This is a genomic window from Rhizobium sp. LjRoot254 (genome assembly GCF_964254105.1).
Lineage (GTDB): Bacteria > Pseudomonadota > Alphaproteobacteria > Rhizobiales > Rhizobiaceae > Rhizobium_E.
Map to the genome: position 1 here is coordinate 1121475 of NZ_CAXUSM020000001.1, position 12540 is coordinate 1134014.

Sequence of the window (12540 nt, forward strand, 5' to 3'; positions counted from 1 at the left end):
TGCAAGTCTTCGTTGCGCCTTATGTCAGGGTTTGGGCGCACATATTCATGCGCGCTCAGCTACCCGCAGATGAGGACTTCAACCAGTTCTGCCAATTCTTGCGCGAGCCGGCAAAGACGTTGATATCCGTGTCGCCCTTGATCCCGGGAATGTTGCCGGTCGATGTGTATTGCCAGAAGGCCCAGCGGTCACGATCATAGACTTTCGAGGGATGCTCCGCCACCGCGCGGAGCCAGAAATGGTAATCGTTGAACTCGCCGACCAGGATATCGCGGTGGAAATCCACCGATGTATAGATGATCGGCCGCTTGCCGTAATACGCCTCGAGGCGGTCCATGAACTTCTTGAGTTCGTAGACGGCCGTGACCTTCGACGGACGATATTTGCAGGTCTTGGACGTGCCGTTCCACTCGACGTCCAGGACGGGAGGCAGATAGACCGCGCTCTTCGGCACGTTCTGGATGAACCAGTCGGCCTGTTGGTCGGCCGTCGAGCAGAAATAATAGAAGTGATAGGGTGCATAGGGCATTCTGGCCGCCTTGGCGCCGCGCCAGTTGTCGCCGAACTTGTTGTCGACGCGGTCCTTGCCCTCGGTCGCCTTGATGAAGACGAAGGAAACGCCGGAATCGCGCGCTGCCACCCAGTCGATGTCGCCATTCCATTTCGAAACGTCGACGCCATGGATCGGATGATGCTGCGGTGTGACCTTGCCGAAATCTTGGGGATCGCCGTCTTTGAATTTGGGGGAAATGGATGAGGTCTCGACCAGGTCATATTCCGTGGTCGAGCATGATGCCAACGCCAAAAGCAGAGGCAGGACAGCCAGTGCGATGAACCGCATTGTTCCCCCTGGGATACGCAACAAACATTGCCTCCTGAGCCCGCGCACCTGTCGCAATGCCTGTTTTCGGAAGCCTGAACCTCCGTTGTTCCATATCATCGTAAAAAATGGGTTAGTTTCAAGCGGAATTTGGCACAGAAGCCTTGCGTGACGCTCCCGGATGGCAATTTTCGATCAATTGCGCCGGATTATCGCCAACCAGGCATAGCCGCGAGCGTGCTGGATGAAGGTGAGCGAGTAGGGACCACCCTCGATTGCCGCGCGCAATACCGATTCGAAATCGGCGCGCGGCGTGACGTGGAATTGCTTCAGCCAGCCACGCAGCAACCCGCCGAACCATCGCGGCAGGCGCTCCTGCTGGCCGAAATCGGCGATGTGGAGCGAGCCGCCGGGGTTGAGTGCCGTGAGCGATGCGGCCACCGTTTTTTCCCATTCCGGGATCATCGACAGCGCATAGGAAATCATGATGCAGTCGAAGCCCTGCACGCCCAGATCGGCGGGTGAGAAGTTCGTGGCATCGAGACGTTTCAATACCGGTTCGGTCGGTTGGCCGGAGAGATTCTTGCGCGCCGTTGCGAGCATTTCGGCGGATATGTCGAGACCGAAAAGCCGCGCGTCGGGATAATGATTTGCGGCGACCGCCAGATTGCGGCCCGTGCCGCAGCCGACTTCGAGCAGGCTCTGGCCGTTCGAGAGGTCGAGCCCGAGGATCAGCCGGTCGCGGCCGAGAAGATAGTATTTTCGGGTGACATCGTAGAAATGCCGCTGACGACGGTAGACCCGGTCCATCAGCCGTGAATGCCCGTTGCCGTCCAGAAGCGAGGCGTCATTCATGGCGCGAGCTCATAGATGTGGAAGCCGCCATAGATCGCCGAGCGGTCCATCCGGTTGAGTTCGACCGAGCGATCGCGCAGATAGGTCCAGCGCCCCTCGATGTCGGGTGCGAGCCGGCCCGCGATGATGCTTTTTTCGGCGGCGGTGCGGAAGATCACGCGTGCGCCTGTGCGCGCCGTCCGGGTGATCTCGCGCCAGAGATTGTTCAGTTGGTCGTCGGTCATCCAATCCTGGGCGTCGAGCAGCACGTAACGGTCCATCGACTGGTCCGCCTTGGCGCCGAGCATGGCACCGAAATCGGCGTGATGCATCGTGACGCGATCGACATTCTGCCTGATCGGCTGGTAATTGGCGAGCGCGAGATAGGGCGGAAGCTTGCCTTCCTCCGGCGTCGGATAGCGGCGGGCGAATGCCTGCCAGGCAAAGTAGTTGTCGTTGAGCGGGAAGTGGCAGGCGAGCTTTTCCACCCGCTCGCGCAGCACGCCGGCCAGCGTCTTCTCTTCGGTCAGGCTCGCGAGTTCATCGAACTGGCGCGGCGGAATGCCGAGGCCGAAGAGCGAGCTTTTGCGCGCCGTGATCCAACGGACGACCTTGCGATCGAAGACCGGTGCGATCTTGCGGTCGAAGAATTCCCGCTGCTCTTCCAGCGTCCGCGCTTCCATCAATTCGGCCAGATCGATGCCGTAGAAGCGGGCGGCCATGTGGCTCGCGCCGATGAAGCGGCCCAGCAACCCCGTGCGGTAGAAATTGCCGTTGAACACATCGATGCGCTTCTTGCCGTTCAGGCGGCGTTTTTCCCAATAGCGGCGGCTGGCAAAATCGAGATGCGGCGCGATGAACTTGAAATAGGCCTTGCTGTTGGCCGGCTCGTTGGCGATGCCGAAGAAGCGCATCACGTCAGGATGGCTCGGCAGATGCGCGAAGGCCGCGATCTTCAGCCGGTTGAGCGCGATGTGGCTGGCATTGAGATCGGCCACGTCGATCGATGCGGGCCCCTCGGCGAGGTAGGTCAGCATGTTGCAGCCGCCCGATGCGATCGTCGCAACCCGATGATGAGCCTCCAACTGCATGGCCGTGAGATCGACCTCCGGATCTTCCCAGATCTGGGGGTAGACGAGGCCCGAGAACATCAGGCCGAAAAGCCGTTCCGAAACGCCGTCGAAGCTGAGTGGCTTGTGCTGCAGAAGCGCGCCCTTGAGCCGCTCGTCCAGACCGAATCTCTTCCTGCGCACCGTCTCAGCCATGCCAGTCTCCCGAAAATTGCGTTCGAGCGGGCAATATTATGATTCAACGAAGCTTTGATGACAGTTCCTGTGGAGTAAACCGGAAGTTCCGCAACTGATCCAGAATCGAACAAGGAAAAATTAAGGATTGCCGATTAGCGTGAAGTCATATCGCAGGAGCGGCTAACATGATGTTACGAGCTTTTCTGCCAGGAATCGCCCAACGATATGCAATCGTTGGCCTGGCACTGGGAACTCTTTTACCCATTTTCGGACTGCTGTCCGAAACCGTACTCGCGGACCGGAGTCTACAGGTCCAATTCCGCCTTGACGATCCGTTTCATGCGCTTTTGTTCGTGACGCCCCTTTTCGCGAGCATTGCGTTTTACTGGTTCGGTTTCGTCAAGGCGGATCTCCTCGAGAAGCTCAGGGTACGTGAGAAGGTTGAGCGGCGCCTGCTGCATCTGTCGCTGCATGACAGGCTGACCGGCCTGCCCAACCGGATGGCACTCGAGAAAGAGATACTCGACTACGTCTCTGCCCGCGCCAAGGGCCGTTTGCGGCCCGCCGTGATGCTGCTCGACCTCGACAAGTTCAAGCATGTCAACGATACGCTCGGGCACGACGCGGGCGACGAGCTGCTCTGCATATTCTCGCAACGGATTGTCAGTTCCCTCGGCCCCCTGGCGCGGCTCTTCCGCCTTGGTGGCGACGAATTCGTCATCAGTATTGCCGGTTCGCCTGACGAAGCCGACGTCGAGAGGTTGTGCCGGTCGATCCACACCGAGGTCAGCGCTCCATTCGAGCTGAAGTCAGGCAAGGCCATCATCGGCGTCTCCGTCGGCATCTCGTTCATGGAAGACAGTGATCTTGCCATGGCCGACGTCATGAAGCGTGCCGATCTGGCACTCTACGCCGCCAAGGAAATCTCCGGTTCTTCCCACATCTTCCACAGCGCACCGCTCGCCGAGGACATGCTGGAGCGCATGCGGGTGGAGCAGGAGATCGCTGGCGGCCTGGTCCGTGGCGAATTCTTCCTGGAATACCAGCCCATCGTCAGCGCCTCGTCGCGTGAGCTGAGGGCCTTCGAAGCGCTTGTGCGCTGGAAGCACCCTGTTCGCGGCGTGCTGACGCCTGAGGATTTCCTGTCGATCGCCGAACGGTCGGGTCATATCATGGCGCTCGGCAAGTTCGTCGTCGGTCGCGCCATCGAGGATGCGAGCCGCTGGCCGCAGACCATCGGCGTCGCGGTCAATGTTACCGGCGACGAATTCCGGGATCCGCATTTCACGGACCATATCCGCACGGCACTGGAAATCCATGCCTTTGAGCCGTCCCGGCTGACGATCGAGATCACCGAGTCGATTTTCACCGTCGATATCGCCATTGTCCGCAAGGGCCTTGCCGAACTGCGCGATATCGGCGTGCTGGTGGCAATCGACGATTTCGGTGTCGGCTTCTCCTCGATCAATCATCTCAAGGAATTCCCCGTCGATCGTCTCAAGGTCGACCGGTCTTTCACCAAGGACGTGCTTAGCGGCGGGCGCGAGACCGAACTGGTGGATATCATCCTCAAGCTTGGCCGGATCTTCAACGTCCGGACGACGATAGAGGGCATCGAAAACGAAGACCAGCTCGAACTCGTCCGCGCGCTCGGCGCGGGCGATGTCCAGGGCTATCTGATCTCCCGGCCGGTTCCGGCCAATACTGTGATTGCCATGGTCGCAAGGCCAGGTAACGACGACCTGAGCGGGCCCCTACGCATCAGTGCCTGATCCCTAATATCCCCAAAGATCAGGGGAGGAAGTGCTTTTTGCACTTCCTCCTCGTCGCATTTCTACGTCCCGTCAGCTAATAAAAACAAAAACAAGAAGGAGCGGCGGCATGCGCATTATCGGCAGGATCTTGAAATGGCTCGGGCTTCTTGTCGCCGCCGCGGTGGTCGTTGCCCTGGGCTGGCTCTATTTCCTGCCGCCGGAACTGCTTCGCGTCGGCACGGCCTATGCCGCCAAGATCGTCTGTTCCAACGTCTTCATCGCCAGCCGTGACCCGCAAGAAGTTCTCGCTGACGATGTGCAGGCGCCCGGTCATCCGCTGCTCAAATATGTGTCGGTGGCGCGCGAGGACGATCACGTCACGGCCAAGGTCTTCGGCTTCGTCGCTGAACAGACCGCGCTCAGCCGACCGGGTCTCGGATGCGCCGTGGTGGCCGATGGTAACATCGACGCCGCGCGAAAGGTAGCGCTTGCCGAAGTGCCGTCGACGGATCTCTCCGATCTCGAATGGCCGCTCGGCGACCAGGTCAGCCGTCCGACGAGCGATGGGGTCAAAGCCATCATCGCTGATGAGACACTGGCCGGGCCTGACATGCGGGCGATCGTCGTGGTCAAGGATGGCCGGATCATCGCCGAGCGCTATGGCGAGGGTTTCGATGCCGATACGCCGCTGATGGGCTGGTCTATGACCAAGACCGTAACGGCGGCTCTGGTCGCGTCCCGAATCGCCGAGGGCAAGCTTGCCTACGATCAGGACAAGCTCTTTGCCGGATGGACCGACGATCGGGCGAAGATCAAGGTGAGCGATCTCCTGGCCATGCAGAGCGGGCTCGATCTGGAAGAGACCTATGGCGACGTCAACGACGTCACGCGGATGCTTTTCCTCGAGCCAGACCAGGCAAAGTTCGTCGAATCCAAGCCGCTGGAAATGCAGCCGGGCACCAAATTCGAATACACGACCGGGTCGGCGGTGCTCCTCACGCGGCTCTGGATGAGCACCTTTACAGATCAAAGGGAAGCGCTCGCCTATCCGCGCAAGGCGCTGTTCGGGCCGATCGGCATGACGAGTGCAATCATGGAGGCCGACGAAGCCGGCACGTTCTCAGGCGGCTCGCTGATGTATGCGACCGCGCGCGACTGGGCACGGTTCGGATTGCTACTCGCCAACAAGGGTGACTGGAACGGCCAGCAGGTGTTGCCCGCCGATTTTGCCGATCGCGTCGGCACGGCCACGAATGTCTCGGGCGGCGTCTATACCGGCGCGTTGGCCTGGAAACTCGCATCCGGCGATCGCCAGGGCGAGACGTTCAACATCCCGGCTGACACCTATTGGGCGGTCGGTCATGACGGTCAATCGCTCGCAATCGTGCCGTCGGAAAATCTGGTGGTGGTACGGCTGGGCCTGACACCGTCCAAGCTGAAATACCGGCCGCAGGCGCTCTTGGAAAAGATCGTGGAGGCAGCGAGAATCCCGGTGCCGGACCCGGAGCCAGATCCGGGCGTCATTCCTCAATAGGGAAAGGGGAGACTTACTACAGCCCGGCTTCGTCGAGCAGGCCCTTGGCCTTGGCCTGGTAGTAGTAGCCGGTGCGATAGAGCCAGTCGGCCTTCTTCCCGTCCTTGCCGGCAACGATCCACGCGCCGCGCAGATATTTCACGGCGTATTTCAAGTTGGTTTCCGCGTCCAGCAGGCCGTTCGGTGTGCCTACGTAGCCCATGCCCTTGGCCGTGTTGTAGCGGATCTGCATCAGGCCCCAGTTGCCGCTATGGACGGCTGCCGGATTGTAGTTGCTCTCGCGGCGGACGACGTGATGCACGAGGTATTCGGGCACTTCATAAAGTGCGGCGTATTTCGTGATCAGCTGATTGAGATTGGCATTCTTGGTCGAGGTCACGAAGGGATCGAGGCTGCGCGTCTTGGGCTGCACTTCGACCATGGCCGTGGTGGTGGAATTGAGGACTGCCGGTTCCTGGGCGACCGGCTGCATCTGCAGCAGCGCCGGATCGGCGGAAGCAAGCTCGATGTTGCGGGTTTTCGGCTTCTTGGTCTGGTCAAGCGCCACGACGTTATTCTCGATCGCAGCGGCGGCATCATTGGCGACCAGCGGCTTCTGCTGCGGGATCGCATAGGCCATCGCCACCGAGCGGTCGGTTGCCATATCGGCTGGCTGAACCTGAAGGGGAGCACTGTCCGCGCTGGCGAGTGCGGTGGTATCGGTTGCCTGCAACTGCGTCAGCATGGCGATCTCTTCTTGCGAAGGCTTGGACTGGGGCACAACGGAATAAACGGGAGCCGTGCTACAGGAGGCAACCAGAACCATGGCTCCGGTGACCAGACCTACCCGCGTAGCCAGCTTCAGTTTTTGCCGCATTTTTCCGTCCGTGTTTGCCTGCAGTCCGCCAACCGCGCAGGTATGTCTTCACAAATCGTTACGCCCTGATACCTCATTAACTTTTATGCGGCAACCCAGAAAAAGTCATTTTACAACCCGTGGTGGGCGCAAAATGTGGCATTGCGAGGCAGGGTATTGGCGGCATGGCGGCCGCCAATAGTTTAAACTTTATGAATACAGTTGGTTAATGAAAGCTTACCGGAAGCTGTACTTCCGGTAAGAATCCGTTGGAAATGCGGCATTGCACGGCGATCGAGTGGCCTTCAGAGGGGCTTCCAGCTCTGTCCCACATTGGCCATGACCTCGCCGAACCAGGCGGCCGAGGTGTCGAAATGCTTGCCGCCGGCGATGCGTTCGAATTCTATCGTCCTGAGTTTGCCGCCCTTGTCCTCGTCATGGCCGGTGACGCCGGAAACCCGATTGAGCGCGCTATCGACCGCCAGATCGACCATGCCCTGGATGAGTCTGAGGTCGTCGGAATTGGCGGGCGCCGAGCGGGCATAGTAGCCCGACTTCTGCACCATGGCGCGTTCGGCGCCGATCAGTCCGCCGAGATTCTTCGAGAACCAGTTGCCGACATTGATCGTGTCGATCTTCACATGGCCGAAGGCATCGCGCTTGACCTGTTCGCCCGAAGCCTCGCGCTCGGCGACGATCGCATCGAGACCGGCACCTTCCGACACGAAGACGGTGACGAAGCTGTGGTCCTTCATGACCTTCTTCAGGCGCTCGCCTTCTTCCTCGAAATTGAAGTCGATCTCGGGAAGGTAGATGCCGTCGATGCTCTTGAGGTCCGCATTCATCATCAAGCCGTCGACATACTGGTTGCCGCGGGTCTTCTCCATATAGGCCTTGGCGGTTGCCGCCGTCAGCCAACCGCAATGTCGGCCCATGACTTCATGCACGACAAGCGTCTTCGGCGCGGCGCTCTGTTCGTTCGACACATTGTCGAAGAAGTTTGCGCCGACCTCCGCCGCAGTCCAGGCGCCGAGCGATTGCTTGATCGGCACGATGTCGTTGTCCACTGTCTTCGGCAGGCCGACGACCGTGAGGCTGTAGCCATTGGCGCCGAGATAGGCCGCGAGATCCGCCGCCGTCGTATTGGTGTCGTCACCGCCGATCGTATGGAGAATGGTGACGCCATCCTTGGTCAACTGCTCGGCAGCGACGCGCAGCGGGTTCTGGCCTTCCTTGACCAGTCCGCGCTTGATGCAATCGGCGACATTGGTCAGCTTAACGCGGCTGTTGCCGATCGGCGAGCCGCCATGCCTGTGGAGGAGGTGGGACTTTTCGCGCATGTCCCTGGTGATCGAAATCGAGTCGCCGAGCAGCACGCCCTGATAGCCCGATCGGTAGGCGATGATCTCCACATCCGGCGCGACGTCGCTGTATCGTCCGATCAGACCGCCGACGGCGGAAGAGAGACACGGGGCGAGACCCCCGGCGGTCAGCAGGGCGGCTTTTTGTTTTGCCATGATCGAAAATCCTCCAGGCGCTGTGAACCCATTCGCGGGCGAATGGATGAAATAGCCGATCGCATTAGTAAAGTGAAGAAATCATGAAACTCTCCATCATCGGGTTGCGGATTCGGACCGAGAAAAGCTTAACCAGGGCACGGCGAGGTTATGGTTAACCGACTGTTAACCGATCGGCGCTAGGCAGTCGCAACGCTTGCACCTCGGTCGGCGTTTTTCTAAGAGCAAAGGCGGGAGATTCGTTTTTGAGGGAACTTCTCGACCGACAAATCTGTTTTGCGTTCAGATACCCCCATTAGGCCGAGCGCCTGAACCAGGAGATACAAATGAAGAAGACGATTATCGCTGTCGCCGTCGTCTGTGCAGCAGCATTCTCTTTCGGCCCGGCATCTGCGGATACCCTCAAGATCGTCGTGAAGCCGCGGGTTCCCGTGGTGAAGAAGGTCGTGATCCGCCAGCCGTGCTATTACAAGACCGTCAAGGTCTACAAGGCCAACAAGACCGTGATCACCAAGAAGCGCATCTGCCCCTGATCCGGTGAGTGGCTGAATTTTGTGAAGGGCCCGGAAGCCGACGCTCCCGGGCCCATTCCTATTCCGGCTAACGGCGTGTCGGCGGAAACCAATCCTCCGGCGATGCCGCATTACGAAAATTTCATGCTCGCCTTGCCTTGCATTTACCGGCATAATTGTTCAACCTCATACCGTTCCGGTCCTTGAAACCGGAATGATACGAAAGCCGGTCCATATGTCCTTCTGGGAAAAACTGCTCAATGCCGTGACCGAGACCGCCACGAATGTCCTCTCTGGTCTGGTCGAGGCTATCCGAACTATATTCGAAGGTGATCCTGAAACCCGCCGCAAGGTGGCGTTTTCGGTTGCCATCATCGCGCTCTCCGCCAAGATGGCGAAGGCCGACGGCATCGTCACCGAACACGAGATCGACGCCTTCCGGGAAATCTTCCGCTTTCCCGAGTCCGAGGCGCGCAATGTTGCGCGGCTTTATAATCTCGCAAAGCAGGATGTTGCGGGCTACCAGGCCTACGCGGAGAAGCTGTCAGGGCTTTGCAGCATGGGCGGCGAGAATTGCCCGATGCTGGAAAACGTGCTCGACGGCCTGTTCCATATCGCCAAGGCCGATGGCGCGGTGCATGAGAACGAGATGGTCTTCCTCGCCGCGATCGCATCGATCTTCCGCGTTTCCGAGGAACATTTCGAGCGCATCACGGCGCGCCATGTCCATGTCGGCGGCCGCGACCCCTATAAGGTGCTCGGCGTTTCCAGGCACGACGACTTCCCGACCATCCGCCAGCATTATATCAGCCTGGTGCGCGAGCATCATCCCGACCGGCTGACGGCGCGTGGCCTCCCTGCGGGCTTCCACGTGATCGCCAACGACCGGATGGCACGCTTCAACGATGCCTATGCCGCGATCGAAAGAGAGCTCCGCGCCGCATGAGCGCATTTGAGCCGGATCATCCAGGCGCCGAAGTCATCATCTCGCCGAACCATAGCGAGCGCAGAGACGGGCGCAGTCCTGATATCCTGCTGCTCCACTATACCGGGATGGAAAGCGCGCAAGGCGCGCTCGACTGGCTGACGCGGGAAGAGAGCCAGGTCTCCTCGCATTACTTCGTCTTCGAGGATGGCCGTATCGTGCAGCTTGTGCCGGAGACCGGCCGCGCGTGGCACGCCGGCAGGAGCTTCTGGAAAGGCGAGAGCGACATCAACTCCGCCTCGATCGGCATCGAGATCGCCAATGCCGGCCATCCCGGCGGGTTGCCGGATTTCCCCGATGTGCAGATCGCAGCGGTGATAAGGCTCTGTCGCGGCATCATTCAGCGCTGGAGCATCCCGCCGGAACGTGTGCTCGGTCATTCCGACGTTGCGCCGATACGCAAGGTCGACCCGGGCGAGAAGTTCCCATGGAACAGACTGGCTGAGGCTGGCGTCGGCCACTGGGTGGAGCCCGCCGCGGTCACCGGCGGCAGGTTCTTCCAGCGCGGTGACAGCGGCCCACCCGTCGAGGCGCTGCAGGCCATGCTGGCACTCTACGGCTACAACACGCCGGTCAGCGGCGAATTCTGCGACCGGACACACGGCGACGTCGACGCCTTCCAACGCCATTTCCGCCCCGAACGGGTCGACGGGATCGCCGACTTTTCGACGATCGATACGCTGCACCGATTGCTGAAGGCTTTGCCTTCGTCCTGATAGTCCAAGTTGTTATTGTCGCCGACTGCGAATGCCGGTAGTGATCTGCCGTATCCTTTGCAGATTGGCAGGCGTTTCCGGATTTAGAATGGCAATTCTCGGCATAGATCTTGGCACTACAAATTCCCTTATCGGCGTATTCGAAGATGGCAAGGCGCGCCTTGTCAGGAATGCCCATGACAGTTTCCTGACACCGTCGGCGGTCGCCGTGAACAAGGCGGGCGAGATCGTCGTCGGCGCCGGCGCGCGCGAAATGGCACTCGTCGATCCCGACAATGCCGTAATGTCCTTCAAGCGCTGGATGGGCAGCGATCGCGTCGTCAAACTTGGCACAAAGAGTTATCGCGCCGAAGACCTTTCGTCCTTCGTCCTGCGCTCGCTGGTGGATGATTTCCAGGCCCGGCACGGCGGCACGGTGGAGGAGGTCGTCATCTCGTGCCCCGCCTATTTCAACGACATGCAGCGCAAGGCCACGATCCACGCCGCGCAACTCGCCGGATTGAAGGTCGAACGTCTCGTCAACGAGCCCACGGCCGCCGTCCTTGCCTATGGACTGGAGGCACAGGAGGAGGGACAGTTCCTCGTCTTCGACCTCGGCGGCGGCACGTTCGACGTTTCGGTCATGCACAAATATGACGGCGTCTTCGAGATCCGCGCTTCGGCCGGTGACAATTTCCTCGGCGGTGACGATTTCACCGACACGCTCGCGCGGCTTCTCTGCCGCAAGAGCAAGGTCGATACCGCTACGCTGTCGAACATCGATCTCGCGCGGCTGATCCGTGCCGCCGAGGCAGTGAAGGCCGAACTTTCGGCGCGGCCGGGCGTCGATTATCGTATTGCGCTTTCGAGCAGCACGCTTGAGGGCAACGTCACGCGCGAGGAGTTCGAGACCGAATGCGTCGATCTCTTCCGCCGCCTACGTCAGCCGCTTGAACGGGCGCTGAGGGATTCGACGATCGCGCCGGATGAACTCGATGCCGTGGTGCTCGTCGGCGGCGCCACGCGGATGCCCGCGATCCGCCAGATGGTGGCGCGCCTCTTCGGCAAGTTGCCCTTCGTCAACATCAACCCCGACGAGGTGGTCGCCCAGGGCGCGGTGATCCGGGCCGCGCTCAAGGCGCGCTCCGCAGCGGTCGAGGATGTGCTGCTGACCGATGTCTGCCCGTTCACGCTCGGTATCGGCATCAGCCGCGAGCGTCCGGATGGTCGGCGCGAGGATGTCGTGTCGCCGATCATCCAGCGTAACGCCACGGTGCCGATCAGCCGTGTCGAGAGCTACACCACCGTCGAGAACAATCAGTCGATGATCGATCTGCGCGTGTTTCAGGGCGAAAACCTGAAGCCCGAACACAATGTGATGATCGGCAGCCTGATGGTGAAGGTGCCGCCGGGGCCGGCCGGCAAGCAATCGGTCGATGTGCGCTTTACCTACGACCTCAACGGCGCGCTTGAGGTCGAGGCAACCGTGACCTCCACCATGCAGGTCTTCAAGGCGGTTTTTGCCAACAGTTCCGGCATGAGCGAAGTCGAGCTTTCGAAGCGGTTCGCCGAACTCGCCGCGATCAAGCTCGCCCCACGCGACCAGGCCGAGAACAAGGCGTTGATCGCACGCGCCGAACGGCTCTATGCGGAAGCGCTCGATGAGGAGCGTGAGACGATCGCCGATGGTCTCTTGCAATTCAATGCGGTCATCGACGATCAACGCGAGGCCAATCTCGACCGCGCGCGCCGGGAGTTCCGCGAGTTTCTCGACCGATTCGACAGATTCGTCTTCACGCAGAGTTGA

10 protein-coding genes and 1 pseudogene are annotated in these 12540 nt (G+C 60.3%); 6 read left to right on the forward strand and 5 right to left on the reverse strand.

Annotated features, from left to right (window positions below; translation table 11 throughout):
* Positions 1-55: 55 nt before the first annotated feature.
* From ACSQ26_RS05550 to ACSQ26_RS05560, 3 genes are all read right to left on the reverse strand, one after another.
* On the reverse strand, positions 56-841 hold the full coding sequence (locus ACSQ26_RS05550) for a glycoside hydrolase family 25 protein (protein ID WP_436007074.1): 786 nt from the start codon (positions 839-841) through the stop codon (positions 56-58).
* 174 nt (positions 842-1015) lie between these two features.
* A complete protein-coding gene (locus tag ACSQ26_RS05555) occupies positions 1016-1675 on the reverse strand; it encodes a class I SAM-dependent methyltransferase (RefSeq protein WP_436007076.1) in 660 nt (219 codons plus the stop codon).
* Positions 1672-2919 (reverse strand): DUF3419 family protein, encoded by a 1248-nt coding sequence (locus ACSQ26_RS05560; RefSeq protein ID WP_436007079.1) that lies wholly within the window; start codon positions 2917-2919, stop codon positions 1672-1674. Before ACSQ26_RS05560 ends, ACSQ26_RS05555 begins: the two co-directional genes overlap by 4 nt.
* Before the next feature lie 335 nt (positions 2920-3254).
* Here ACSQ26_RS05560 and ACSQ26_RS05565 point away from each other — a divergent pair, with 335 nt between their 5' ends.
* The gene (locus ACSQ26_RS05565; RefSeq protein WP_436007081.1) at positions 3255-4673 is read left to right on the forward strand and encodes a putative bifunctional diguanylate cyclase/phosphodiesterase; all 1419 of its coding nucleotides are present in this window, start codon (positions 3255-3257) and stop codon (positions 4671-4673) included.
* A gap of 109 nt (positions 4674-4782) precedes the next feature.
* Positions 4783-6189, forward strand: a complete 1407-nt coding sequence (locus ACSQ26_RS05570) for a serine hydrolase domain-containing protein (protein WP_436007083.1) — start codon at positions 4783-4785, stop codon at positions 6187-6189.
* Positions 6190-6205: 16 nt separating this feature from the next.
* On the opposite strand, the pseudogene ACSQ26_RS05575 reads toward ACSQ26_RS05570, so the two are convergent.
* A pseudogene (locus ACSQ26_RS05575) lies at positions 6206-6544 on the reverse strand (transglycosylase SLT domain-containing protein); the annotation flags it as partial.
* A gap of 785 nt (positions 6545-7329) precedes the next feature.
* A complete protein-coding gene (locus ACSQ26_RS05580; protein ID WP_436007085.1) occupies positions 7330-8541 on the reverse strand; it encodes a pyrophosphate--fructose-6-phosphate 1-phosphotransferase in 1212 nt (403 codons plus the stop codon).
* A 326-nt stretch (positions 8542-8867) separates the two neighbouring features.
* On the opposite strand from ACSQ26_RS05580, the gene ACSQ26_RS05585 reads away from it, so the two are divergent.
* From ACSQ26_RS05585 to ACSQ26_RS05600, 4 genes are all read left to right on the forward strand, one after another.
* Positions 8868-9074 carry a hypothetical protein gene (locus ACSQ26_RS05585; RefSeq protein ID WP_436007087.1) on the forward strand — a complete coding sequence of 69 codons (207 nt, stop codon included), beginning with the start codon at positions 8868-8870 and terminating at the stop codon, positions 9072-9074.
* A 214-nt stretch (positions 9075-9288) separates the two neighbouring features.
* A complete protein-coding gene (locus tag ACSQ26_RS05590) occupies positions 9289-9999 on the forward strand; it encodes a TerB family tellurite resistance protein (RefSeq protein ID WP_436015111.1) in 711 nt (236 codons plus the stop codon).
* Entirely contained in the window at positions 9996-10754 is a 759-nt protein-coding gene (locus ACSQ26_RS05595) for an N-acetylmuramoyl-L-alanine amidase (RefSeq protein WP_436007089.1), read from the forward strand. The genes ACSQ26_RS05590 and ACSQ26_RS05595 overlap by 4 nt, the downstream gene beginning before the upstream one ends.
* A gap of 88 nt (positions 10755-10842) precedes the next feature.
* Entirely contained in the window at positions 10843-12540 is a 1698-nt protein-coding gene (locus ACSQ26_RS05600; RefSeq protein WP_436007091.1) for an Hsp70 family protein, read from the forward strand.